The 22,133-nt window shown below is 59.5% G+C and carries 30 protein-coding genes; 5 read left to right on the top strand and 25 right to left on the bottom strand.

Going from position 1 to position 22,133, the window contains the following annotated elements; genetic code table 11:
* The 8 genes from KVP10_RS08520 to KVP10_RS08485 form a co-directional block, all read right to left on the bottom strand.
* Positions 1–339, bottom strand: a complete 339-nt coding sequence (locus tag KVP10_RS08520; protein WP_217964130.1) for a head-tail connector protein — start codon at positions 337–339, stop codon at positions 1–3.
* The gene (locus KVP10_RS08515) at positions 336–1,427 is read right to left on the bottom strand and encodes a collagen-like domain-containing protein (protein WP_217964129.1); all 1,092 of its coding nucleotides are present in this window, start codon (positions 1,425–1,427) and stop codon (positions 336–338) included. The genes KVP10_RS08520 and KVP10_RS08515 overlap by 4 nt, the downstream gene beginning before the upstream one ends.
* On the bottom strand, positions 1,415–2,776 hold the full coding sequence (locus tag KVP10_RS08510; protein WP_217964128.1) for a phage portal protein: 1,362 nt from the start codon (positions 2,774–2,776) through the stop codon (positions 1,415–1,417). Before KVP10_RS08510 ends, KVP10_RS08515 begins: the two co-directional genes overlap by 13 nt.
* Complete coding sequence (locus tag KVP10_RS08505) at positions 2,776–3,042, bottom strand: hypothetical protein (protein ID WP_217964127.1); 267 nt, start codon at positions 3,040–3,042, stop codon at positions 2,776–2,778. The genes KVP10_RS08510 and KVP10_RS08505 overlap by 1 nt, the downstream gene beginning before the upstream one ends.
* Before the next feature lie 62 nt (positions 3,043–3,104).
* A complete protein-coding gene (locus KVP10_RS08500; protein ID WP_217964126.1) occupies positions 3,105–5,111 on the bottom strand; it encodes a phage major capsid protein in 2,007 nt (668 codons plus the stop codon).
* Between the two features lie 66 nt (positions 5,112–5,177).
* Positions 5,178–6,845 carry a terminase large subunit gene (locus KVP10_RS08495; protein WP_217964125.1) on the bottom strand — a complete coding sequence of 556 codons (1,668 nt, stop codon included), beginning with the start codon at positions 6,843–6,845 and terminating at the stop codon, positions 5,178–5,180.
* Positions 6,842–7,294 (bottom strand): terminase small subunit, encoded by a 453-nt coding sequence (locus KVP10_RS08490; RefSeq protein WP_217964124.1) that lies wholly within the window; start codon positions 7,292–7,294, stop codon positions 6,842–6,844. Before KVP10_RS08490 ends, KVP10_RS08495 begins: the two co-directional genes overlap by 4 nt.
* 365 nt (positions 7,295–7,659) lie before the next feature.
* Entirely contained in the window at positions 7,660–8,073 is a 414-nt protein-coding gene (locus tag KVP10_RS08485; RefSeq protein WP_217964123.1) for a hypothetical protein, read from the bottom strand.
* Between the two features lie 500 nt (positions 8,074–8,573).
* Here KVP10_RS08485 and KVP10_RS08480 point away from each other — a divergent pair, with 500 nt between their 5' ends.
* The gene (locus tag KVP10_RS08480) at positions 8,574–9,215 is read left to right on the top strand and encodes a DUF4145 domain-containing protein (RefSeq protein ID WP_217964122.1); all 642 of its coding nucleotides are present in this window, start codon (positions 8,574–8,576) and stop codon (positions 9,213–9,215) included.
* Between the two features lie 247 nt (positions 9,216–9,462).
* On the opposite strand, the gene KVP10_RS08475 is transcribed toward KVP10_RS08480, so the two are convergent.
* From KVP10_RS08475 to KVP10_RS08400, 16 genes are all read right to left on the bottom strand, one after another.
* Positions 9,463–9,759, bottom strand: a complete 297-nt coding sequence (locus KVP10_RS08475) for a hypothetical protein (RefSeq protein WP_217964121.1) — start codon at positions 9,757–9,759, stop codon at positions 9,463–9,465.
* Positions 9,756–10,205: a hypothetical protein gene (locus KVP10_RS08470; RefSeq protein ID WP_217964120.1), complete on the bottom strand. Its 450-nt coding sequence runs from the start codon at positions 10,203–10,205 to the stop codon at positions 9,756–9,758. The genes KVP10_RS08475 and KVP10_RS08470 overlap by 4 nt, the downstream gene beginning before the upstream one ends.
* A 204-nt stretch (positions 10,206–10,409) precedes the next feature.
* Positions 10,410–10,751 (bottom strand): hypothetical protein, encoded by a 342-nt coding sequence (locus KVP10_RS08465; protein WP_217964119.1) that lies wholly within the window; start codon positions 10,749–10,751, stop codon positions 10,410–10,412.
* Entirely contained in the window at positions 10,735–10,905 is a 171-nt protein-coding gene (locus KVP10_RS08460; RefSeq protein ID WP_217964118.1) for a hypothetical protein, read from the bottom strand. The genes KVP10_RS08465 and KVP10_RS08460 overlap by 17 nt, the downstream gene beginning before the upstream one ends.
* Positions 10,902–11,255: a RusA family crossover junction endodeoxyribonuclease gene (locus KVP10_RS08455; protein WP_217964117.1), complete on the bottom strand. Its 354-nt coding sequence runs from the start codon at positions 11,253–11,255 to the stop codon at positions 10,902–10,904. Before KVP10_RS08455 ends, KVP10_RS08460 begins: the two co-directional genes overlap by 4 nt.
* 40 nt (positions 11,256–11,295) lie before the next feature.
* Positions 11,296–12,690, bottom strand: a complete 1,395-nt coding sequence (dnaB, locus tag KVP10_RS08450) for a replicative DNA helicase (protein WP_217964116.1) — start codon at positions 12,688–12,690, stop codon at positions 11,296–11,298.
* Complete coding sequence (locus KVP10_RS08445; protein ID WP_217964115.1) at positions 12,687–13,877, bottom strand: replication protein; 1,191 nt, start codon at positions 13,875–13,877, stop codon at positions 12,687–12,689. Before KVP10_RS08445 ends, dnaB begins: the two co-directional genes overlap by 4 nt.
* Positions 13,878–13,946: 69 nt before the next feature.
* Positions 13,947–14,111, bottom strand: coding sequence for a hypothetical protein (locus KVP10_RS08440; protein ID WP_217964114.1), 165 nt, complete (start codon positions 14,109–14,111; stop codon positions 13,947–13,949).
* 110 nt (positions 14,112–14,221) lie between these two features.
* Entirely contained in the window at positions 14,222–14,410 is a 189-nt protein-coding gene (locus KVP10_RS08435) for a hypothetical protein (protein WP_217964113.1), read from the bottom strand.
* 285 nt (positions 14,411–14,695) lie between these two features.
* On the bottom strand, positions 14,696–15,049 hold the full coding sequence (locus tag KVP10_RS08430) for a DUF4406 domain-containing protein (protein WP_217964112.1): 354 nt from the start codon (positions 15,047–15,049) through the stop codon (positions 14,696–14,698).
* Positions 15,046–15,570: a hypothetical protein gene (locus KVP10_RS08425; protein ID WP_217964111.1), complete on the bottom strand. Its 525-nt coding sequence runs from the start codon at positions 15,568–15,570 to the stop codon at positions 15,046–15,048. Before KVP10_RS08425 ends, KVP10_RS08430 begins: the two co-directional genes overlap by 4 nt.
* Before the next feature lie 132 nt (positions 15,571–15,702).
* On the bottom strand, positions 15,703–16,209 hold the full coding sequence (locus KVP10_RS08420) for a hypothetical protein (protein WP_217964110.1): 507 nt from the start codon (positions 16,207–16,209) through the stop codon (positions 15,703–15,705).
* Positions 16,206–18,014: a DNA cytosine methyltransferase gene (locus KVP10_RS08415; RefSeq protein ID WP_217964109.1), complete on the bottom strand. Its 1,809-nt coding sequence runs from the start codon at positions 18,012–18,014 to the stop codon at positions 16,206–16,208. The genes KVP10_RS08420 and KVP10_RS08415 overlap by 4 nt, the downstream gene beginning before the upstream one ends.
* A complete protein-coding gene (locus KVP10_RS08410; protein ID WP_217964108.1) occupies positions 18,011–18,838 on the bottom strand; it encodes a ParB/RepB/Spo0J family partition protein in 828 nt (275 codons plus the stop codon). Before KVP10_RS08410 ends, KVP10_RS08415 begins: the two co-directional genes overlap by 4 nt.
* Positions 18,839–18,848: 10 nt before the next feature.
* On the bottom strand, positions 18,849–19,139 hold the full coding sequence (locus KVP10_RS08405; RefSeq protein ID WP_217964107.1) for a hypothetical protein: 291 nt from the start codon (positions 19,137–19,139) through the stop codon (positions 18,849–18,851).
* Complete coding sequence (locus KVP10_RS08400) at positions 19,139–19,702, bottom strand: hypothetical protein (protein WP_217964106.1); 564 nt, start codon at positions 19,700–19,702, stop codon at positions 19,139–19,141. Before KVP10_RS08400 ends, KVP10_RS08405 begins: the two co-directional genes overlap by 1 nt.
* Positions 19,703–19,765: 63 nt before the next feature.
* Between KVP10_RS08400 and KVP10_RS08395 the strand changes: the two genes are divergently transcribed.
* Positions 19,766–19,963, top strand: a complete 198-nt coding sequence (locus KVP10_RS08395) for a hypothetical protein (RefSeq protein ID WP_217964105.1) — start codon at positions 19,766–19,768, stop codon at positions 19,961–19,963.
* Between the two features lie 67 nt (positions 19,964–20,030).
* Here the strand turns inward: KVP10_RS08395 and KVP10_RS08390 are convergent, their stop codons facing one another.
* Positions 20,031–20,267, bottom strand: a complete 237-nt coding sequence (locus KVP10_RS08390; protein ID WP_217964104.1) for a transcriptional regulator — start codon at positions 20,265–20,267, stop codon at positions 20,031–20,033.
* 83 nt (positions 20,268–20,350) lie between these two features.
* Here KVP10_RS08390 and KVP10_RS08385 point away from each other — a divergent pair, with 83 nt between their 5' ends.
* The 3 genes from KVP10_RS08385 to KVP10_RS08375 all read left to right on the top strand — a co-directional run bounded on the left by KVP10_RS08385 (position 20,351) and on the right by KVP10_RS08375 (position 21,768).
* The gene (locus KVP10_RS08385; RefSeq protein WP_217964103.1) at positions 20,351–20,758 is read left to right on the top strand and encodes a helix-turn-helix domain-containing protein; all 408 of its coding nucleotides are present in this window, start codon (positions 20,351–20,353) and stop codon (positions 20,756–20,758) included.
* Positions 20,759–20,820: 62 nt separating this feature from the next.
* Complete coding sequence (locus tag KVP10_RS08380) at positions 20,821–21,417, top strand: hypothetical protein (protein WP_217964102.1); 597 nt, start codon at positions 20,821–20,823, stop codon at positions 21,415–21,417.
* A gap of 75 nt (positions 21,418–21,492) precedes the next feature.
* Positions 21,493–21,768 carry a DUF3800 domain-containing protein gene (locus KVP10_RS08375; protein ID WP_217964101.1) on the top strand — a complete coding sequence of 92 codons (276 nt, stop codon included), beginning with the start codon at positions 21,493–21,495 and terminating at the stop codon, positions 21,766–21,768.
* Positions 21,769–22,133 lie beyond the last annotated feature (365 nt).

The following is a 22,133-nucleotide window of genomic DNA, read 5'->3' as shown; positions in this document are numbered from 1 at the left end:
TCAGGCCAAGGGCGGAATGCGGCGAGAGGCAAGCAGGCTCACCACCATTGGCGGGAGATAGCCCGATTCCCATTTCTGTGTGTCCGAGCCGTCCGGGTCGCGCAGCATGGTGCCGACCAGATACAGAGCGGCGGTTTGCACATCGGCGGGCACTTCTGCGTCACCGTTGCTGTCGGTCGGCACATCGCCATTGCTGTCCAGGAACTCATCGGCGGCCGAATCCAGGTAGCGCAGAATGATGGTCGATGCCGCCGAGATCATCAGTTCGATGTCGTCATCCAGATCATCGGTATCCATTCGCAGGCGCAGCTTCGCCTGATCGAGCGTAACCAGATTCATAGCGTCACCGCCGCGGTCTTGTCGATGCCGTCGCGACCATTTTTGCCGTCGCGACCGCGCTTCACGGCCAGGCGCCAACCATCGGAGCCAGGTTCGCCAGGTTTTCCGATCGGCGCATCCTTCTGCGCGATGAAATATGAACCGCCCCAGGTCACACCGTCGCCGGCATCGTAGGATTCGCCATCTTTAAATACGCCGCGATCCAGCAACGTGGCCATGCGCACGGTTTTCTCGACCAGCACATCGCCGCGCTTGAGCGACATCGTGACGGTGCGACCATCCTCGCCCACCGTCAGATCAAAGTCTTCCAGCTCCAGCGCATCACGGCCATCCTTGGGCTTGGGGATCTCGGTCAGCATCCGCTCGATGCGATCCGTGGCGCGGCGTTCGAATGCCAGCATGTGCTCGGCCATGGCTTTGGCGACATGCGCATTCAGAGCTTGCAAAACCTGCTCGACAGTCACGGATTGCCCATCCTGACCGTCCTTTCCGTCGCGACCGTCTTGCGGAACCGGCAAGCCCTTCAAAAAGCTGGCGACCTGATCCTCAACCGCCGGCAGGATGTCGTCGATGCTGACGCTGGCGCCGTCTTTACCGGCCTTCCCGTCATTTCCATTTTTCGGCACCGGCAGCGATTTGAGGTGCGTTTCGACTTGTTCCCTGATACCGGGCAATACGTCGTCGATGGTGACGCATGTGCCATCCTTGCCATCCTGCCCGTCCTTGCCATCTGTTCCATTCTTCGGCGCAGGAATCGCCTTAATCTGGTCCTCGATATGCGCCTTCAAGGCTGGCAAGACATCCTCGATCGTCACACTGGAGCCGTTCTCTCCATCCTTGCCGTCCACGCCATCAGCGCCATCCTTGGGCACGGGCAGCGAATTCAGATAGTCGTCGACCTGCTCTTTCAGGGCGGCCAACACATCGCCTACCGTGACACTCGACCCGTCCTTACCATCCACGCCATCCTTCGGCGCCGGCATGGACTTGATCTGTTGCTCAAGCCCAGAGAGTCGGTCGGCCAGCGGCCTCAATGCCCGGGCGATATAGTCCTGGACTGACTCGATCAGCGTTTTTATATCGAGCATGTCAGGGTCTCCGGGTCGCGTTTCCACAGCAGTGCCAGGGCCTTGCCGGTTTCATCGGGTTCTGGGTTGGGCGGCGCAGACGTTGGAGCCGGCGTGGCATTACTGGGCGCCGGGTTCTCATCGCGCCGGGCCAGGGCCGCCAGACTATAGTTCTGCTGCTGCAGATATACGGTGTCGCCACCTTCCGTGGGCGGCAGGTTCATCTTTGCGCGGGCTTCATTGGGGCGCATGATCGCACCCCCCACCAGCTTGCCCAGCACATCAGCCTGAGTGCCGGGATCCATACGCAGCAGATTATCCAGCTCCAGCTCTGTGCGCAGGGTCGACGGCAAGCCCAGACCCTCATCCAGACAGGCCTCAAGCTCTTCAATGAGCGAGTGCAGACAGTCCTGGAAGTAGATCAGGTTCATGTCCCCGACCTTTTGGCCGGCCGGCAGATTACCGATGCCCAGTTTGAACAGCGGCACATGGAACGTTTGAGCGATGAACTCGGCCGACAGCTTCAACTGCTCGAGCTGCTGCGCATCCGTGGAATTCATGCGGATGGGCTGGTAATTCAAGCCGTCGCCCACCACCGCCACGCGGCCCGCGTTGTCACCCGTGAAATTCTTGTTCCAGTAATCCCTCAGTTCCAGCGCGGTCTGCTGCGAGATCTGACCTGGCGCGGCCAGCACGCCGCTGGGTTTAGCGCCCTGGCTGAAGAACTTATATGAATCCTTCTGGATTTCGGCGCCATGCTTGGCTGAGAGGTTGGCCGCAAAGAGCGGCCCGATGCCGACCAGAGGGTGAAACAGGCAATTCATCCGATCGTGAATGATCTCAGAGGCCGGAACGATGATCGATTTCGTTTCCAGCCCGCTCAGGTTATCTGGCGTTACCTGGTAGTAGATCGAACCATCAGGAGCCACCAGCGGGCATACTCCGAGCGGATCCAGCACATAACCTGCCGTCACCACGCCGCGCCCATCGCGCTGCTTGAGCGTGTAGGAATTTCCCCAGGAGAGCTTGGACATGGTGACCAGCTGGCGGTATTGGATGCCGTTCTGGAACCGGTTCGGGCGCCGCAGGAACGGCGAGTATGCGGCGCTGCTGGTTTCCGTCCAGATGCCATTGCCATCAACCTGCATCAATCGCGCACGCAACTTCCCGATATCGTTGGCAATCAGCGTTAAGCACGCATAGACCGTTGGGAATTGCAGCAGCATTTCGGGCTGCACGCGCATATCCAACTGGAAATAGGACGCCGGTACGGCAGGCGTGATATCCAGCCAAGCGCTGCTCGAAAATGATGTGGGCGGCGACAGTGAGGACGGCTGCTTGGCCTTGGATCGAGACCAGGGGAAACGCATCAGTTCGCCTTTTTCGCCCGCTTGCGGGCGATCGGAGTGTCATTCGTGAGCGCGGCTTTGCCGCCTTCATCCTCACTTAAGGCTTCCGCCGATGGCATTTTGGGATCCGGCTCAGACACGGGGTCGGGCGTCGGGTCGGGAAACTTCGCCATCTTCAGCGCGCGCAGCGCGCGGCCATCCTGGCGTGATGCGAAAAATGAATCGCCCGCAGCCAGCCATTTCCCGGCATAGGTGAACGGCTTGGTCGCTATCAGTGTTTCATTCATTGGGATTTCCCAAGATGGGCCGGCCGCCATATGGAACAGCCGGCCCGTTACTGACGACCCGATTAGGCGCCCGAACTGGAGTCCGCGGCCGCAGCGGCACCATAGTCCGCACCGCTGACATAAGCGACTGCCGAAGCGCGCCGCTTGGCGAAGTTGATCGGGCGCACCACCTTGATGGCCGTCGATTCCGACTGGAACATGGACGTCATGTTGGTGGCGGTCATGCCCACCGGCGTATCGGTCGCGCCCGTGGGGGACGTATCCTGCTCGATGGCAGCTTCGCGGGAAATCGAAACCTCGATGCCGTAGTCACCGATACGGTAGATGTCGGACGGCTTGAGCAGAATCAGCTGATCGGAACCCACGTTGTCACCCGTAACCGTCGGATCACCCAGCAGCGTGCCGCCGGTGGCCGTGATGCCCTGGAACTCGGTCTGGCCCAGAGCGTTGACCATGAGCTGGATGGCCTTGGCCAGGGATGGCGAAGTCACGAACTGCAGGCCAGTGGCATTTTTGGCGGTGATAAACGGGGCGTAGAGCGCCTTCACGTCCGCGCGCACGCCGGCGCCGTCGGTGCCGTTCGAGGTGATTGCCGTCAAGCCGTTCAGGATGCCGGCCGGCGATACGCCCTCGGACTTCGCAGCGGTCGACAGGAAGGTCTGGTCGACACGTTGGGCTGAGGCCTGCACCAGTGCGTCACGCACGAGCATCTCGGCTGCCGGGGTCGAATCGCGCAGTAGCTCGTTGGAGACCACAGCCAGGGCGGCCACCTTCAGCGGGCCCAGGGTGACGTTCGCGAAGTCGACCGTCGATGCAGGAATGGGCTTGGATTCACCCACCCAGTAGCCAGTAGCCGCGCCGTCCTGGCCTTTGATCAGGACATTGGCCGGAATCTGGCGCAGCGGCAGCTTGTCGTAGACGGTCTGGCTGTACAGATACTCAATGAAGTCGCCCATATATTGGGTGTTCGCCTGCACGAGTTCGGCGCCCCATTCGCCCGAGTCCGAACCGCCACCCGTCACAGCCGCTTTCACGACTTCGACCAGGGTCGGGTTGCTCTTGCCCCAACGCTGCATGGCAACGGCCACCGGCGAGCAGTCATTCAGCCGGGCTATCGCTTTGGCAATCACCATGCGTGTGTAGTTCTGACCCTTGAACTTTTCTTCGGCGTCACGTTTGACCTGGATGTAGGGCGCGCCGCCAGTAGCCAGGGCGCCGCGAGATTCGGCAGCCCCAGCAGGCGTGTTGCCGACGGCCGGGGTGGCCTTGGCAACGTTCAGGGCTTCGAGGGACTTCAGATCTTCGAGCTCTTCGTCGATCTGGGCGATCTCGGCCTTCAGGCCTTCGAACGCTTCGCGCTCGGAAGCGTCCTTGGTGCGGCCTTCGGTGGCCGCCTTTTCCTGAATGGCCGACAGTTCGGTGGCCTTCTGGGTGCGCATGTCGGTCAGGCGCTTGATTTGGTCTTGCAGATTCATGTCGTTTTCCTTCGCGGGAATGAGAGAAACGCTCTTGGTCAAAGCGGACTTGGTTCCCGAGGCGCCGGGAGAGAACAAACGAACGACGCCCGGCTTAGATTGGCCAGTCGCGGCCAGCAGGGCGTCGTCGATGGATTTGATGGAGGTGATGGTGGCTTCCAGGTTGGCCGGAATCGTCACGCCAGACAGCTCCAGCCACTCCCAGGAGAGGAAGCGATAAGACCAGGACTCGCCGATGCGCGCGGATTCCAATGGCCTGAAGCCGATGGACAATCCTCGAACCAACTTGGCCTTAAGCATTTGCCACGCCATGTCCAGTCGTTCTTTGAGAGGGCCTTCTTCTTCCACTTGGGCAATTTCGCCTTCGACCTCAATGCCTTTATCGGTCACCGTGGCGGATGTAATCCAGCCGATCGGGTCACCGCTGTCGTGTTGCCAGAGGAACGGGATCGGCAACTTGAAGACCGCACCCTTCGGTTCCACGATGTCGCCCGAACGATCGGCCGTCGGCGTTGTGGCAATCCCCTGAAAGGTGCGTTTTTCGCCACCATCCTCGGCGGCTTTGATTTCAAGGATGGAATAGGCGCGATTCATATTGGCGCTCCAAAAGAAAAACCCCACACGGTTTCCCGATGGGGCCAGATAGGTATTAGGGAATGGTCAGAAGACCATTAGTTGGTATTTCTTATGCATTGCAGGCGGGTTCAACGCCATGAGTGTGACCGCATCGAATAGCGCCATGAGCGGGTCGATCTTGGCTGAGCCGCTGACCTGCTTCGTGATATTGGTGGCGTTGCCCACCTGAATCGTTTTGGCATTTCCCACGCACCACTGCATCATCGACTGGTCCGCGTGCCAGAAGGTACCTTCCGCCAATCGACGTTCCGCAGTCTTGATCGTGCCGGACATCTTCCAGCCTTGGCTGACCGAAACAAGCTTTTCCGCGGGAACCTGCTTCGCTTCCAAGGAATCGAGAATTGCCCCAACACCGGCGGGATCCGCTCCCACCCGGTCAAGAAGTCCTGCCTCTTCTACCCCAGCAACGATTTGGGATAATTCATCGATATCGTCGCCCATTTGACGCACGATTACCAAATCGCCTTGTTTCTCGAAGTCATGTAGCCTGGGCACAATGTCTTTGCGCAACTCCATGACTGTCGGGTGAGCCCACGCCCGACACCAGGCTAGCCATTCTTTCGTTTCAGCGTGACGGCCCAGCAGCGCGAGGGCCAAGAGGTCATCCAAGCCGCCGCCATCAATGCCCACATCAATGACTTCGCTCACCTCCAGGAGGTACTTCAGCGTGATCTCGCGCCTGGTCGTTAGATCCCAATAATCGGCCCCTTTCCATCGATCGGACCGCAATGCGGTGCCGATTTCGACATCCAGATGCTTGGCGAGGACGGATTGAAGCGAACCCGTCCCCGGTTCATGTTCTGCCTCGCGAATTTTTCGGCGAATAAAAGCCGGATCGACGCTCGCGCCCAGGTTCGGATTGGTGATGTACCAATTCGACTCGTCCAGGTATCCCTTGGATTTGACGATATCCTTCGGAAACTCGTAAAGCACAGGCAAGAACTCGGGATCACGGATGATTCCATCCCGTACATCCCTTGCATACTGGAGCTTCGATTTAAAGACACCAGCGGGAGGATCGTCCGACTGAGTGGTGCAATACATCACGAAGCCTTCGGGACGGCTCGCCATGCCGCCTGTCGCCTCCAACAGCATCTTGTCGGCATTTGGCTTCTTACCAAAGAGCCACAGCTCATCGACGAGCGTGACAATCCACTTTTTGCCAGCCACGGTGTCGCTATCGGCCGCAACGACCTGCAAAGTCGCATTGGTTCCGCGGTGGGTGATCGTCCGAATGTGGTCTTGAACCTGCAGAAGGTCTGAAAGCTCTTCGTCGGCCCGAATTGCATCGCGCGCCGGTTTCCATGCATTGTTCGCGACCTCAATCGTCGGCGCGAGAATGCCCATTTCTCCCGATTCGCGCCAGTTCAACAGCAACGCCGTGAGAATGATTCCCGCGAGATCAGTGCTTTTGCCGTTCTTCTTGCTGATGAGCAGGAAGACTTCTCGTATCAGCCGCTTTCCCGTATCGGCGTCATAGGCCCCGAAAATCGCAGCAACCAGGTCCAGTATCCATTTCCGGCTGATCTCGCCAAAAGTGGGCTTGCCAGCCACATCGACGGCGACAAGCTGACGAAAAATACTCAACCCTTCTTCGGCTTGGTCAGGAAAAATCGGATCACACGGAATGAGCGACTCACCCGCGACAATTCTGCGCTCCCAGTCTGGAAGCGCAGTCGTCCATTCGCTCATTTATTGTTGACCACCAGCCGAGGAGGCGCTTTCGGAGCAAATCGGCCTGTCGCCGCTTTTTTAGCCGCGTCTGCCTTTGCGCCCTTTTTCCCTTGATCGGCAACTTTGCCATGATCAAACGGCATCAGGGTCTTGGCAGCCTCTACCCGCAGCTTCATTTCTTCGCTCGGATCATTCATGACTGCTTTCAGAAACTCCTTCGGGTCGGAGAACATCTTGCCAAGATCGGGCAGATTGAACTCCCGTCCCGACGCTTTTGCTTCGGCTTTGGCCTTGTTAACAGCCTTCTTACGCTCCAGCGCCGCCTTAACATCGGCGTCTTTCATCAGCCGAGACGCCGCCTGAGCGGCCCCTTTCTCACTGTAGCCCGCCTTCACCGCCGCTTTTGCACCAGCCAATCCCGACTGCAGCGCGACGACGAATCGGCGCTTTTTGTCGGTTAACGCCATGAACAACCTCAGTTAACAAACCATGTTAATGGGATATTTTCTGTGCATGGGGGAACGACCGGTCAAGAACCCGTCACCTTCCATGATTTGGAACCACCCCCCCGGTCTCTGGACGCCCTACGCGACCCAATCAGCCCTGTTCTGGCGTTTCGCTACATCCGAATACGCGAGCCTCTCACAGTCTCTTCTCGCACCCGCCAGCCTCATCGACCTTGATGCCGCGCCGAATCCAGCCCACGACCTGCTGCAGATCAGGATCCAGCCCGGTCATCCAGGTCATGAGCGCCGCACCTGACAGATACCAGCGCAGCCACCATGAGACCCAAACGCGGACGGTTATCGTTGTGCTAGCCACGCGGCTCCGCCTATCGACCCAGTGCATCCTGGCCAGTCTCATACAGCCGCTGCAGGTCTTCGATGGTCGCATCGCGCCAGCCGACGAATCCGGGGTAGTGGAAACCGTGGGGCCACACCATCGGATTGGGTACATAGACCTGCAGCACCAGACGGCCACGCCAGCCAGACCGGAACCGTGTCTTGACCTTCAGCACGTCGGCACGCAAGCCTGCGTGGATGACCCAAGCCGGCGGCGGCGACGGTGGAGGCGGCGGCTTGGGATATGTCGGCGGCGGGTTGTGCCCGACCTTTCGGCGGCCAGCCTCGTATTCCTGCCGCCACCATTCGCGCTGCGCAGGCGTGGTGTCGCCAGGCCAGGCCAGATGCGAGTATTCAGGCGACCAGCCCATCGGCCCGCGTGGACGCTGCACTGCTTGAACCATTGCTCAATCCCCTATTGACCGCCGCCGTTCTTATCCCGCCGCTGTGCATCGCTGTCGTGATGCCTCTTACATAGTCCCTGCCATAGCGACCTATCCCAAAATATGGTCATATCGCCGCGGTGCGGGACGCTATGGTCAACAACCGTCGCCACCGGCTCGGGCACACCGTGCCCCGCACAGGCAATCACCACATCGGCCGGGTGCATGCCAGTCATGCCCAGCTCGGCCAAGCACATGGCACAGTGCGGATGCTCGCGCAGATACGCGGCCCGGGCAACTCGCCATTTGTGGCCGTAGCCACGCTGGGCGGATGTGCGCTTGTCGTTGCGCCAGCTTTCCGGGTTGCTCGATATCTGCTGGCGCTTGGGCGGCGGTGCCCCGAGGCGGGGTGGGAGGGTTTTCAGTCGGCCCATATCGTCGGCGCGGAATCGCGGATATCACTCAGCCAGAATGTTGCGCGCTTTGTTACTATCTATTAACAAATTCAGGGGATGACTGAAATGAACCCAACAAACAGCGCCGTGCCTCCAAAGTTCTACGGCAAAGGCTTTACATGTCCCTTATGCCATGCATATGCGCAAATAGGATGGAGCACATTGAGCGCTGGCGGATCGTGGACGCCTTTCTTGATATCCATGTGCGCGCACTGCAAGGGGCGAATGGTTTGGTTGGCGAACAAAGATGAGACCGACGGACGCCTAATTTTCCCATCGACATCCACCGCACCACCAAGGCACCCCGATCTCCCTGAAATTTGTCATGCTGACTATGACGAAGCAAAAGATGTGGTTGACCGATCGCCTCGAGGTGCTGGCGCATTACTGAGACTCTGCCTCGAAAAGTTGTGCGCGCACCTGACCGGCACGCCCAACAAATCCATAAACGAAAACATTGCAAGCCTGGTCGCTGGCGGACTGCCTGCGCGCATCCAACAGTCACTCGACTACTTGCGGGTAATCGGAAATTGCGCGGTCCATCCCGGAAATATCGATTTGAACGATTCGCCGGAGATGGTTCATTCAATGTTCGAGCTGATCAACATCATTGTTGAGAACCAGATCACCCAGCCCCGCGCAATCGAAGCACTCTATGGGCAACTGCCAGCCGGCGCCCGGGAGGCGGTCGAAAAGCGAGACGCTTAATTCAAGAACATCAGTATCGCGCCCATGGGTGGACAGCTGGCCCCGATCTAAGGGAGGCGGAGACGTGCCTGCGAGGGGATCGGGTACAGGGGCTGGCTGCTGCCGCCCGCCCACCGATGGACGCGAGAAATAAGGTTGCGGCGGATGGAGTTGAACCACCAACCTTCGGCTTATGAAGCAGGTGCGCTGCTAATGCGCAACAACACATGGAACGCAAAAACCCCGCTTACTGGCGGGGTTCATTTTTTCAGGACGCAACTGTGGAGCCCTTATTGTCCCGGTTTCTGTCCCGGTTTTCAACAACCAAATGTCCCGGTTTCCAGCAATAGGCAGCGTGGCTGCCGTTTCCAGCGGCAGTAATTTTTTGTATCTGGCCAGAATCTTCTAGCGTGGAGAGCACGCGACGCACACCTTTGCGCACTCTTTCCCATTGATAAGGTGTGCGCGGATGGCCGCCCAAGACGTGGCGAACGATCTGAATAATCCGAAACTCGCGACCTGGGAACTCTGCCAAGAGGCCGATAACTTCTGCTGCGTACTTCAACCCTTGATTCCTTTATCCAAAAAAACCTGTTGGACTTGAGCGAGCACGCTTCCCAGCGCCACCTGGTAATACACCTGCTTGATGCCGAGCATACGGCAGCCTTTTTGCAGCCGAACGTTGCGGATCAATTCGCCGCGGAAATTGAACTCGTCGAACTCATAACGCCGCGGGTATTCGAATTGGACAATGCGCTGCTCGACTCGCGGCAATTCTTGATAGATGCGATCCACCATCAGCGCGTGTTCCACGTGAATCGCACGCTTCGGGAGACGCTCCTCATCATCACGCGACACCGGCGGTCGATAGCGGCGCTCAGCCGACCCGCAACTGATGACCGGGAGCGGATGCGGCCACGCGCCATCCCAACACCAGGCCGACCAGTTCCACATCCGGTGATAGACCCAGGCCTCAAAGCCCGGCGCGGAATTCTCAGGCAACGCAGCCATTTATCGCCGCCCCCAGACTTTGCGGATCGCTATTGCGATGGAAAATGGCACCACAAACGACAAAATGATGAACCCGAGAACCCAGAGAGGTGACAAGATCCACACCCACGGCCAAGCCGCAACAACTCCAACGCCGGCCAATTTCAGACCTATGAGGATGAGGAGAAGCAACCACGCGAAACTTATTTCAACGACTTCCATGATTTACCTCGTCCATATGGGAGAGTTTTCCGAGCCGTTGCCCACACCACACGGCGTGATCAGATCCGGCTGATCTCGGTCTATGTCGGCTGCGCGCAGATGAGGCGCCGGTCGATAAGGGCGGAACTTGCGTGGCGAGCGCGCCGGGACAACGGTAGTGGTCGATTCTTGGGCATACGCTTCCAGGTATTCAGTCGCTGTGCGCCGTGCGCCTATGGGGTTGCCAGTCGCCCTGGCGACGACCTTTGCAATATCCCTGCAATCCTGTTTCTCGGGATCGACGAAGATGCCCAGCCTTCTGAGGTTGGCGGCGACGCGGCGTCGAAATTCAGTGCTTTTGTCCATAGCGACCTCCGAGTATGCCGACCACGGCGGCAAGGAAAACGAGCGCGACAAAAGCGGGCGGCCCGAAGTAGTGAATACCGATGGAGAAGACCGTCACCAGTGCCGTCAGGGCGAGAATGGTGCAAGCGAGGCATAGGAGAAAGGTTTGCATCATTGCGCCTCACTCAGAAAGACGCGCACCAGGCCTTCGCTTCCGGTCGCCGGATAGACTTCGGGTGGCGCAATCTGGAATTGGCTGTCATCAATGCCCAGTGCGAGCGCGATGCCATCCAGCCCATATTTCATCCATCCGATCAGGTTGTCTTCATCGCGCCGTCGCGGCGTCTTCGGATAAAAGCGAAGATCAACGCGCCGTCGCCCCTGGATGCGATCCCCTTTCGCCGCTTTGGTGATGGTCCAGCAGATCCGCTTGTAGCGCTTGGCGGCCGCCGCCTTCTTGGCCCAATGCACTCTCGCATTCGGGCTCAATTCTTTGGGAGGCCAAGGCAATTCCAGAATGATCATTGTTTCCCCATGGTTATATACGGCTGCGCCCCCGTGAGCGCTAAGCCTCGAATCCTCTGCGCCGAGCCCGCGCCGGCTGGCTGGCAAGTTCGTTGCGCACCGCCGCGATGGCGGACGTATCTGCATTCAAGAAGCGGGAGTGCTGGCCTTCGAAGACCAGATGCACGTCGCCCAGCGGCCCCATGCGCTGCTTGCGAATCAGGATCTCTGCGAAGCCTTTCCAGGGGCTGTCCGGGTTGTAATAGTCATCCCGGTAGCACATCATGACGACGTCGCCATCCTGCTCAATCGCCCCCGATTCCCGCAGATCACTCATGATGGGCCGCTTGTCGGTGCGCTTTTCGACCTCGCGCGAAAGCTGAGACAGCACGATCACCGGACAATTCATTTCGCGCGCCAGATGCTTGAGCGCCCTTGTGACGCCCCCGAGTTCCTCGTTGCGGTTGCTGCCCTCGCCTTCCATGAGCTGCAGATAGTCCACAACGATGAGATTGAGCGCCCCCAGACGTTGCTTTTGCTTGCGGGCGCCCAGCCGCATACGCGGTACTGTCGTAACGTTCGGGTCGTCCACAATGATCAGGTTCTGATCCTGCAGACGTGAAAACGAACCTGTCAGGCGCCCCCAATCGTCCTGACTGAGCTTGCCCGACCGCAGCCGCTGCATGTCGATGGCGCCGAACCGAGCAACACTGCGTTCGGCCAACTGTGCCGCGGACATTTCAAGGCTGAACACCAGCGACACACCGCCCCCGAGCGCGACGTTTTCCGCGATGTTGTAGGCGAGAGCAGTTTTCCCCATAGAGGGGCGCCCAGCCAGAATGATCAGGTCGCCGGCTTGCAGGCCGCAGGTCCGCCAGTCCAGATCACGAAAGCCGGTCGATGTGCCCGAAATGCCACCTTCCCGACTGGTGCGCTCCTCCAGCGTCTCAACGAAGCCATGCAACAACTCGCCGATTGCCTGGGGCTCTTTGCCGGCCTGGCGGCTGTCGGCGATGCCCATGGCCAGGCCCGTGGCCCGATCGAGCAGCCCGGACGCGTCGTAGGAGCGGTCAGTTGCCAGCGTGCAGATCTGCCGGCCCAGCCCTTCGACATCCCGGCGCACGCGCTCGTCACGCACGATCTGGGCGTAGCGGCGGATGTTGGCCACGCTCGGAACGTTTTGCGCCAGTGCATTCAGGTAGGCCAGGCCGCCGGCTTCCTCGGCGCATCCGGCGGCGATTAGGGCGTCCGACACCGTCAGGACATCCGCCGGGCGCCCCTGGTCGAGCAATCCCGCGATCTGGCGGAAGATGAGCCGGTGGGAGTGGACGTAGAAATCCCCGTCAGCCAATAGGCCGTCCAAGGCTTCCCACGCCCGATTTTCCAGCAGCAGGCCGCCCAGCACCGCCTGCTCGGCGTCCGCGTTGTGCGCAGGGATGTTCGGACGGTCGGTCATGGTGCATCCACCTGGAACATGCCGCCCTTGACCTTCGAGAACCCATCGCGGGAGATGAGGTAGTCGAAGCCGACATGCGTGGGCAGGTTGCAGCGGTCACGCACCCAAGGGAAATAGGCCTTCCAGAAATTCTCGACAGGCGACAATGTCAAAAAATCCCGGATACGCCCCGCCCTGGCCGAGGTATAGATGTCGGGATCGATCCGCCCGCATTCGGAGCCCAGGGCGTCGTTGTAGGCCTGGATAACCTCAGATTCCACGGCGGAGTAAGCGGTGTCGATGTGGTCCAGCCAACCCTTGGCGTTGAGCCAGGACCCTGGATGCGGGATGTAGCCGTTGTTCCATCCCTCGGAGCGTTTCGCGACCTCGATAGCGGCCAGCATGGTTTCCAGCAGCTCATCGTCCGGGTTGATCCGGGCAAATGCCTTTTCTGCCACACCACGGCTGCGTTTGCGAGGATAGGCCTGGTAGAACTTTTCGAACCGCGCTTGCGTCTCGGCAGTCATGGCCCGGCCTGTTTGGCCTGCTCGTGCCGGTTTGGCATTCACGCGATCCGCTTGCGGAGCGCATATGTTTTTTTCTTTTGTCTTATTGTCTTTTGGAAGGTTGTCTTTTGTGTGTGCGAGTTTCGCACTACCGACCTGTGCGAGATTCGCACTATCCGCACCCTCGGTTTTGCACACCTGTGCGAAACTCGCACTATCTGCTAGTGCTGAATTCGCACTATCTAGTGCGAGATTCGCACTAATCTCCGAATGACTATCCTCCTGCTCTTCTAGTGCGAAATCCGCACCGGGGTGTGCGAGATTCGCACTATCTTTCTTGCGGAAATCGGGGCAGCCATTGGGCCAACCCACCCACTGCGAATAGTCTTTGTTCACTCGGATGATGGAGCCATAGCGGCCGCTGCGCTTAAGAATGATGCGAAGGCTCGCCAGTTCGTTCAGCGCTCGCGTCACATGTTCCCTCAGCATGCCGCCGCAAAGCGCGCCAATTTGAGATGCAGAGATATCGTCCTCAGTCTTCTGGTAGCCATAGGTCTTATGGATGACAGCCTGCAACACCCTGAACGCACTGAGTTTGAGGGGATATGCCAAGATCGCGAGATGCAACTCACGCGCGATACGCACAAACCCATCTTCGGTTTGAGGCGACTTGGGTTTGGGCATGGGGATAACGTTGCTCATAGTCACTGCTGCGACCGATTAGCGACAGCCCCGCCGCTCGAATGGAACTGGAACGGCGGGCGTCGCATATCAGCCCTCGGTTCCGATCAACTTGTTCGCAGCGCCCAGGATCCACTCGCACACCAAGGCCGCCTGCTCGGGCGTAATTTTGACCGTGCGAAGACCTTCGTCATCCTGCTGCGTCACTTCGATAATTTCATCTTGAATAGTGACTTCTATGTCGTACATTTTCATCGTGATTCCCATATCACCCCACATAAGGAACACAGCGGCAGGCGGGTGGGAAATCCGCTTTTCGGGTGATCTGCCCTAGCCGTGTGCTGGTAAATCATGCGATAGGACGCCTAGCGCCCCCGAGCGAGCATCTGTTTCATCGCCACCGCCCAGTCATGGGCATGCGGCACCAGCATGCGACGCGGGACGATGGGCGTGAGCGTTTTCAGCGAATGGGCATGTTTCATGGCTTCTCGATATTCAGGTGATTCATCCAATATGGCAGTGGGAACTGGGCGTTTGGTGGCAATCGCTTCCATCAGCTTCTCCTTTCTGTGTGCCGACGGTGCGGCGCCATTGCTGGACCCCGAACAGAAACCCCGCGGGTTGAATCTGGCCGACCCGGCACGCCTCCCAAAGCAGTACGTCAGCGGCCGCCTTGGCGACAAGCGAGACTGTGGCTGCTGCCCAGGCGTCCGCCCCCAGCCGCACGTATCTCTGCATCGCGTGAGCAATATTGCTGGCACCAAACGTGCCGACCTGGGCTGCCAATGCGACACGGCCAGCACGCTGCGCACGTTCAGAAATGACACACCCGAGGACCTTCAGCATGGGATTTCCTCCGCGGCGATGGGTAACCAAGCGCCGAGCTCGCGAATGTCCATCTGCAGCGCACGGGCAATCCGATGCTCCAATGTGGCGCCGCGCGAACATTCCCAGCCGGGCAGTAGCGCCATGGCGTTGCAGGTCACGAGGTGCGCGATATCGGCCCGCATGCAAGTACTCCAGGCAGCAGTAGGATCCAGGTTGATCTCGGTGGGATTCACCACCACATGGCCGGCCGCCCGCAGCTGGTGTGCGGCATGGCGGAAAGCCTCGAAATTCAGGCCTGGTAGCCCCGTCATCGGCCCAGCGATATAGATCCGTGGGATCGAGGCCGACAAGCAGGCGACGATCATGCTGCACGCTCCAGGTAGGTCACCACGAACCGCTGAAAGTCCGCCTCGGCCGCTTCGGGCCATTGGCCGGCCGCGCAAAGACGGTCCCGGGTCTCTCCCAGCCAATGGATTTGCAGCGCCGCCGAGGTCCCCTTGTCGTACTGGCCGGAGCTATCCAGCCGCACATGGCAGCCGATTACGCCTATCCGATCCACGCACAGCGGGATGGTGAGCGCATCAGACAGCTTCCAGCCCCGCCCTTTCCCTAGGGCCAGCAGATTCAGATGCGCGGCCTGCGACGCCCCCGGCCGGCCGCAGCAGATGCAGCGCATCGCCGCAACGTTTTTCCGATGGCGCGGACTGCGGAAGACCGACGGCTCGCTGTGCTGATGACCCAGTGCACGGCCCAAGGACGCGGCGATGCGTTGCGCCAGGCCTGGACCTTTGGGTTCGCGGCTGCGATTCAGGGGCTTGCCACCCTGCAGCGGCGTCTTGCGCTGCAGCGGTTTGCCCGGTTTGAGGATGGAATTACGAGAGAGCAATTTCGATCACCCAGAATATGATGCCGAGCAATATGCAGATGCACGCAGCACCATTCGCAAACCGCTCGGACAGATGGGGTGCGACCAGGATCATTGCGCACATCAGGAACCAGAGGCTCAAACCTTTCATGTCTACCCCAGTTCCTTGAACAAGGCTTTGAATTGGCGGAACTTTTCCAATTGCTGCTCTTGGGCGTCCCCGTGTTCCGCAATGCCGATGGCTGCCGCATCGATCTCGTCGGCAATTTTGAGCAAGCCGCCGGCAGTCACGCGCAAGCGTGATGCGATGTCGCCCATGATGCCTATCGGCTCGCCAAGCTCCTGATGCGACGCGGCAATAGCCGCAGGTGCGGAGGGCTTTTCGGTGCTTTTGATCGTTGTCACTTCCTTTTTCCCCTTGACCGCTTCCTGGCGAAACGCCCCCGGCACGACTTCCCGAATAAGTCCAGATTTCGTGAGCGCCGCCAGACACCCGCGCAAGATGTGAATGTCCATCCCCGATCCCATGGACCGCTTCATTTCGGACACGATGTCTAGCACGCTGGCTGACGTGGTCTGCTCAGCGGGAATGAACTGGTAGACCTTCTGGGCAATGTGGGTCTGACCCGCGAGTAGGCTGGCTCGGCGCTGAGGTGTCATGCAGCTTCGCCTCCGCGCACGGCAATGGCTTCGGCCACCGGGCGGACCCAGATAGGCGTGCTGGAAAGCTGAAAGGTCTCGCCGGTGCGGGCCAGCAAGATGGTGCGGCCAATCTCGGTGCCAATGGCACGGGCGGCCGGCCTGGGCACGGCGTTGCCGATGTGTTCGCGCAGCACCTGGTCCGAGCTGCCGTGCATCTGGAAAGGCTCCGCGACCTCGGCGTAGTCGTCTGGGTCGTAGATTCCCTGCAGGGCGGCGAGCTCAAGCGTGGTGAACGGCCGATGCCAGGTTCCGTCCAGACGGATTATGTGACAGGTCAGTTTGTCGTCGGGCGCCAGCATGCGCCTGGGATCGGCCACTGACCAGCGGCCATTGTCGTGGCAGGCCGACGCGGACACGGCGCCGCTGGGCTGGCGCCAGTCGATGACGCCGTAGTGGCCACCAGTGAGATAGTTGTCACCCTGGGCGCGACGCATGCCGCTGCGTGGGTCCGCGACGGCGTAGGCTCCCTGTCCGGTCGTGCTGCCCGCGATGACTGTGCCGGCCGGATCCTGCCAGCCGGTAACGGCGTATTTGCCGAAGGTTGGGCCGGCGCGACGCGGGTCAGCGACGCACTGACCGCTGCCGTGGGCGCTTGTCACAGCCTGTGCGGCATGGTTCCAGGCGACAATCCGATATTCGTTGCTGTGCTTGGCCGGCCCCTGGTGGCGCGGATCCGCCACGCTGAACGAACCCTGGCCAGGAGACTTCACGCCGCTAATGGCACCGCTGGTATCATCCCACCGGCGTACGCCGTAGGCTTGGCCGTCTTTCCACGCGGCAGACGGACCGAATCGGGGATCGGCGACAGAGAACTTACCGTTGCTTGGCAGGCTTTCGCCTTGGACCGTGCCGCATGGCTCGGTCCAAGCGTTGGCGCCCAAATAACCGCGGCGATACTCGGGCACGATCAGGTAATCGCGCAGATGACCGTTTTCGACCGCCAACTTGTTCAGGCTGCGCCAATCGCTGCCGGCCTCGACGAAGGCCAGACGTACCCAGGTTTTCCAGGATAGCGACGGAATACGGTGCATCGGGCCGGCGACCAGATCGCCCGGCAGATGCATGCGCCCGAGAACCTCGCCCACGGCACGCAGAGGCCGCTTGGGCGGCTCATAAATAAAGGGCGGCACCTTCTCCGCGTGCCGCGCGATCAGTAGGAACCGCTTGCGGCTCTGCGCCAGGTTGCCGAGCTCGCCGCAATCGTGGGTGGTTTCGCGGACTACATAGCCGTAGTGGCGCAGCATGCTGGTGATCTGGTCCAGCAAATGCCGGCCGCGCGTGGCGATCCTCGGGACGTTCTCGAACAGAATGACCGGCACCGGGTCGGACGCCCAGGCTTCGAGCATCAGCCAAACGCCGCGTAGAGTCAGTTCGTTCAGCGCCTGGTAGCGGCGGCTCTTGGCGTGCGCTGCCGGCAGCAGGCCGGAAAAGCCCTTGCAGGGGGCCGATAGAAACACGATATCCGGCACCTGGTGCTGCGCCGCTGCGCGCACGTCGGCCGGCATGGCCTCGACCCAGCCCGCCGGCGGCTCGTCGCCGTGCCAGGCGACGTACTGCTGGCGGCTGAACAAGTCGCGGACGGTGCAGCGTACGCCTGTGAGCATGTGGAAATCCTCGGCACCGACCGGGTCCACATCCATGCCGCCCAGGCAGATCATTTTGCCCTGCAGGCCGGGGATCTCGGGGCGAGCATCGTTGAAACCCGCCGCGCCGGAGCCAGAGCCGCAGAACAGATGGAAGTGCTTGATGACGGAAGTATTCATGCCGCGGCTTCCATATCGAGGACGGCGCCATCTTCCGCTGACAATTCCAGATTCAGCACCCAGCGAAGAGCCAGCGCACGCTCACCCACAGCCGCCTCGAGCTCTTGCTCGACCTCACGGCGCGTGCGCATCCGCGGCTTGCTCTCACCCAGGACCGCACGCTGCCGGCGGGCGCGCTCGTGAGGCTTGACGCCCTCACCCGCCGCGATCAGCTCCTGTATCTTGGTGCGTTGCTCCGCTGGATCCAATTTTGCCAAGGCCTTGACGTGCGTCATGCGAATCTGGCCAGCCTCGGCTGCGCTCTGCACGGCCTGAGTGCAATCCAGGAGCGTCAGCGTGTTGCGCACCGATTGTTCGCTGCAGGCGAAGATCACAGCCAAACGGTCTTCGGTGTAGCCCCGCTCCATGAATGCCGCCATCTTCCGGGCCCTGACCAGGGGTGCATCACCACGGCGGGCTTCGTTCATCGAAATCATGATGTCGCCCATGCGTTCGATGGTTCCGCGCTGGGGAATGCCGGGCACCTGAATGGGCGGCTCGCCACGCGCCATCAACCGGCGATTCGCATCCAGGGCGTGGGCCACACGCTGGCGCCCGTCGACGATCAGTACATCTCCTGTCTCAGGGTCTTTCCAGACCAGGATGGGCTCGCGCACGCCAAGCGCCATGATGTTCAGCACCATCGCCTCATCGAGCGGCAAATGGATGCGTTCGTCATACAGCGGGTGCGTCGGATCGTCGATGACCTTGAGCGCGGACGGGTCGAACATCAACACATTCGATTTGCCGGCGGCGCCATAGGCGTCAATGGAATTTTTGGCCATGGATTCTCCTTTATTGGTATTGGGCCGGCGCCCCCGCGATTTCACGTGGAACCGTGCCAGCAATGCCTTTGTGGGTGCACAGATCCATGAATCGCCGCGGGGACAGTTCGGTGAGGCTGGATATGCCGCACTCTTCGTAGATGTGGTAGCGGATCTGCGAGACACGAATCTCGGGGAGTGCCGACGGATCGACGCCGAACGCAGCAACAACCTTGGGGTTGTGCCACCAGCCGCGGCTATAAAGAACCGAGTAGTAGCGGCCGTACTTTCGATCCGTATCGATTGCGAGCACCGTTTCCATCACGCCACCGCCTTGAGTTTCCGCTTGGCCTGCAGCACGGCACGACCCTTTTGCAATTCCTCGATGGCCTCCGCAAACTCCAGATCAGCAGCCTCGAGCTGCGCCATTGAGGGGTTCTCGGGTAGGGATGCCAGGGCAAGCGTCGCTTCGGAGCTTTCCTTGATCAGGCCCGGAAGCAATTGGCTCGGCGCGGCATCCTCGGAGAGTTCGTGTAGCCCGCGTGTGACCATGCCGAACTGGCGCAACCATTCATTCAGATAGCCCAAACGCAAGTCCTCGGGCATGGCCAGCACGATCGAGTCCTCGAAATTGACCGGCATGAAATTGCCGTCTTTGCTCTTGTCGTCCAGCCATCGGAAGATCCGGTCAGCGCGGCTCTTGGCCAACATGAACGCATCGCCGGACGTCTCGAATGTGAGCTTGGCTCGCGTGTTGTAGCCCGCTCCCATGTGCGCCTGCACAATTTCCGTCGCCACAGTCTCTCGGCTACCAGCCCGAATGCGCCATTGATCGACATAATGCGCGAGCAGCGAAAGCTTGGTTTTTTGCGATTTGACTTGCATGACTTACGCCCCCGCTGCTCTTACAGTGCTGGCATGGAGGAGAAAATCACTCGGAAACCACGAATGGACCTGACTCGCTACGCCTCGCACACTGCCGCTATGACCGAAGACGAAGCCGACGACCTCTTTGCCGATGCGGTGCAGCTTGCCCACGAAGCGTTCGAAGACGCGACCGATGAGCATGTGGTGGGCGTATACGCGCGACTGATGTTCAATCGGCGGCATGGCTTGGGAGAAGACGGTGCGACGATGGTGCATTGAGACCGTGGTGTCAGGCGCCCCGATGGGAATGCGCTCGTCCCTTGGGTCGGGCTTCCAGGGATTAGGGTCACGCATGGTCGGCCTCTTTGAGTTCGGGCCAGATGTCGGCCCAGTCGTCGGGGCGCAGGTCGCGGCGCGTGACAGCGCCGGCGGTGGCGCGCTCGATGCGGACACAAACCTTTTCAGGAACAGGCCGCAATCCTTTGATCAGTTGGTAGACCATAGATTGGTTGAGTCCTACCTGACGTCCGAATTCAGATTGCGTCAAACCGGACGCGGCGAGGAAGCTGGCGATCGCGTTCATGCCCAAATAATAGCAACGCTAGTTCATCTGGTCAATAGCGTAGCTAGTTGCCATGACTAATAGCACTGCTACATTCGTAATCTATGGCCACACAAACGAAACTTGAGCCTTGGCAAATTGAAGATGCGCAGCGCCTGGATGCGTTGTTCAAGACGCGGGCGCGTCTGAACCAAACGGATTTTGGGGATCACTACGGTATCGGCACTCAAGGGATGGTGTGGCAATATTTGAGCGCCAGGAGGGGGCTCAATATCAAGGCTGCGGCGGCTTTTTCCAGAGGCCTGGGCGTGCCAATAGATGAATTTAGTCCTACCCTCGCAACTCAGATCGAGCAGGCCGCCGAACGAATCGAGACTGCGATGAACGCATGGCCATTTATCTCAATCGATCAAAGCAAGGTGCGCCAATTGGATGGCTCTAGGCGCGCTCAATTAGAAGCCGCTATTCTCATTGCCGCCGCCCAGGTGGGGCTGGATATCAAGAAGGAGTAGCTTGCAGTACCAGAAGCCGATGATCTTTCGCCGACAGAGTAACAAAATCGAAGGAAAATTAAATGAAAGTTGCGGCCTCAGCTTTTCTTGTGATGATCGCATTGACGCTTGGCACCGTCCGTGCCGAATCGCCCCGGACAGAGATCGAAAGCGGCATAAAACCCATCGAGATTCACGCCAACTCACCCGATCGTGCGGTCAAGACCTGGTGGGATATTCAAGACGCCAATCGCGCCTTTGAAAAATCCGTCTGCCCGGAACTCGCTCCGAGGTCTCCGAGACGAATCCATGCTGAAGCCATTCTCCGTGGAGAGATCCTGAGTGCGGCAAAAAGAATCGATTGCTCAACCGAGGCATATGAGAGATCGATTGTGCGCGTGGATATCCAGTCTGACACGCTCGCCTTCGTCTATGCGACGATCAAGAATGTCACTGCGCCCGATGCAAATGCCACCCTGAGCCCGAAAGACAAGAGCGACAAGGAGAGCGGCGAAGATATCAAGTATCAACTGGAACGAGACGGCGCCTCCGAAGACTGGAAAATTTCCCAAATATTCGGGCGAAACGCTTTTGCCACGGCCCTGTCAACGAAATGGAGCCCTCTCTATCACTCAAGAGGCCCAAATGGACACATATACGTGGATGAATATTCGCAATAGCGCCTATCTCCTCGAAGATGCGAAGAAGTATCGGACGAAGGCCATGGAGATCTGATACGAAAACGTCTCAGGGCGATGAGGCGCTTCAATTATGTACCGTCGGCGTTTGAAGATGGGCACTCTCTGCACCGGAATGCCGAGAATATTATTGAAGATCCCTTTGAGAAGAAGTCGGAGGAATCCTATTTCGTCCAGTTTGCGGACTTGAACGCATACGCCGCATTTCGCCGAGTGTTCCCAGGAAAGAGTTTCGGAACCGATATCTGGGATGAGCTTGGAGATGCCGTGGTGGCTGATGTCAATCGACTGTCCGGCGGCCCTCCGGGCATAGTCGTGTGGCCATCACAATGAGGAGGCCCGCATTTCTGCGGGCCGGGCGGTGATCCTACGACCGGCCAAAGGGCACGGGCTCAGATACCTTATAGAGATTCTACCTACTCACAGCCACCAAATCAAGCACTTTTGAAGGCATTTGTCAAATGTTATCGAAAAGGCTAAATCGCACCTTCCAGGCCGCCCACCGAGGCGGCTTTTCTTCGCCCGATATCCGGGTAATTCCCTATCTTTCTCCATTCCTCCCGACACTTCGCGCACTTGCAGAATCTATCCACCGGTTATCCACCGGCAACTGTCTTGTACTGGATATTTATACAGTGTAATTTGTGGGTACATACTGAAACGCCCCGGAGCTTGGACCCTCCGAGGCGCGGGTACTG

It is taken from the genome of Candidimonas humi (genome assembly GCF_019166065.1).
GTDB lineage: Bacteria > Pseudomonadota > Gammaproteobacteria > Burkholderiales > Burkholderiaceae_B > Candidimonas > Candidimonas humi.
The sequence above is the reverse complement of the archived record's forward strand: the minus strand, read 5'-3'. Positions and strand labels throughout refer to the sequence as shown.

Excerpts from the sequence above, each read along its gene's own strand:
- KVP10_RS08520 (WP_217964130.1), bottom strand. The coding sequence starts at position 339 with ATGAATCTGGTTACGCTCGATCAGGCGAAGCTGCGCCTGCGAATGGAT.
- KVP10_RS08515 (WP_217964129.1), bottom strand. The coding sequence starts at position 1,427 with ATGCTCGATATAAAAACGCTGATCGAGTCAGTCCAGGACTATATCGCC.
- KVP10_RS08510 (WP_217964128.1), bottom strand. The coding sequence starts at position 2,776 with ATGCGTTTCCCCTGGTCTCGATCCAAGGCCAAGCAGCCGTCCTCACTG.
- KVP10_RS08505 (WP_217964127.1), bottom strand. The coding sequence starts at position 3,042 with ATGAATGAAACACTGATAGCGACCAAGCCGTTCACCTATGCCGGGAAA.
- KVP10_RS08500 (WP_217964126.1), bottom strand. The coding sequence starts at position 5,111 with ATGAATCGCGCCTATTCCATCCTTGAAATCAAAGCCGCCGAGGATGGT.
- KVP10_RS08495 (WP_217964125.1), bottom strand. The coding sequence starts at position 6,845 with ATGAGCGAATGGACGACTGCGCTTCCAGACTGGGAGCGCAGAATTGTC.
- KVP10_RS08490 (WP_217964124.1), bottom strand. The coding sequence starts at position 7,294 with ATGGCGTTAACCGACAAAAAGCGCCGATTCGTCGTCGCGCTGCAGTCG.
- KVP10_RS08485 (WP_217964123.1), bottom strand. The coding sequence starts at position 8,073 with ATGGTTCAAGCAGTGCAGCGTCCACGCGGGCCGATGGGCTGGTCGCCT.
- KVP10_RS08480 (WP_217964122.1), top strand. The coding sequence starts at position 8,574 with ATGAACCCAACAAACAGCGCCGTGCCTCCAAAGTTCTACGGCAAAGGC.
- KVP10_RS08470 (WP_217964120.1), bottom strand. The coding sequence starts at position 10,205 with ATGGCTGCGTTGCCTGAGAATTCCGCGCCGGGCTTTGAGGCCTGGGTC.
- KVP10_RS08465 (WP_217964119.1), bottom strand. The coding sequence starts at position 10,751 with ATGGACAAAAGCACTGAATTTCGACGCCGCGTCGCCGCCAACCTCAGA.
- KVP10_RS08460 (WP_217964118.1), bottom strand. The coding sequence starts at position 10,905 with ATGATGCAAACCTTTCTCCTATGCCTCGCTTGCACCATTCTCGCCCTG.
- KVP10_RS08455 (WP_217964117.1), bottom strand. The coding sequence starts at position 11,255 with ATGATCATTCTGGAATTGCCTTGGCCTCCCAAAGAATTGAGCCCGAAT.
- dnaB (WP_217964116.1), bottom strand. The coding sequence starts at position 12,690 with ATGACCGACCGTCCGAACATCCCTGCGCACAACGCGGACGCCGAGCAG.
- KVP10_RS08445 (WP_217964115.1), bottom strand. The coding sequence starts at position 13,877 with ATGAGCAACGTTATCCCCATGCCCAAACCCAAGTCGCCTCAAACCGAA.
- KVP10_RS08440 (WP_217964114.1), bottom strand. The coding sequence starts at position 14,111 with ATGAAAATGTACGACATAGAAGTCACTATTCAAGATGAAATTATCGAA.
- KVP10_RS08435 (WP_217964113.1), bottom strand. The coding sequence starts at position 14,410 with ATGGAAGCGATTGCCACCAAACGCCCAGTTCCCACTGCCATATTGGAT.
- KVP10_RS08430 (WP_217964112.1), bottom strand. The coding sequence starts at position 15,049 with ATGATCGTCGCCTGCTTGTCGGCCTCGATCCCACGGATCTATATCGCT.
- KVP10_RS08420 (WP_217964110.1), bottom strand. The coding sequence starts at position 16,209 with ATGACACCTCAGCGCCGAGCCAGCCTACTCGCGGGTCAGACCCACATT.
- KVP10_RS08415 (WP_217964109.1), bottom strand. The coding sequence starts at position 18,014 with ATGAATACTTCCGTCATCAAGCACTTCCATCTGTTCTGCGGCTCTGGC.
- KVP10_RS08410 (WP_217964108.1), bottom strand. The coding sequence starts at position 18,838 with ATGGCCAAAAATTCCATTGACGCCTATGGCGCCGCCGGCAAATCGAAT.
- KVP10_RS08405 (WP_217964107.1), bottom strand. The coding sequence starts at position 19,139 with ATGGAAACGGTGCTCGCAATCGATACGGATCGAAAGTACGGCCGCTAC.
- KVP10_RS08400 (WP_217964106.1), bottom strand. The coding sequence starts at position 19,702 with ATGCAAGTCAAATCGCAAAAAACCAAGCTTTCGCTGCTCGCGCATTAT.
- KVP10_RS08395 (WP_217964105.1), top strand. The coding sequence starts at position 19,766 with ATGGACCTGACTCGCTACGCCTCGCACACTGCCGCTATGACCGAAGAC.
- KVP10_RS08390 (WP_217964104.1), bottom strand. The coding sequence starts at position 20,267 with ATGAACGCGATCGCCAGCTTCCTCGCCGCGTCCGGTTTGACGCAATCT.
- KVP10_RS08385 (WP_217964103.1), top strand. The coding sequence starts at position 20,351 with ATGGCCACACAAACGAAACTTGAGCCTTGGCAAATTGAAGATGCGCAG.
- KVP10_RS08380 (WP_217964102.1), top strand. The coding sequence starts at position 20,821 with ATGAAAGTTGCGGCCTCAGCTTTTCTTGTGATGATCGCATTGACGCTT.
- KVP10_RS08375 (WP_217964101.1), top strand. The coding sequence starts at position 21,493 with ATGAGGCGCTTCAATTATGTACCGTCGGCGTTTGAAGATGGGCACTCT.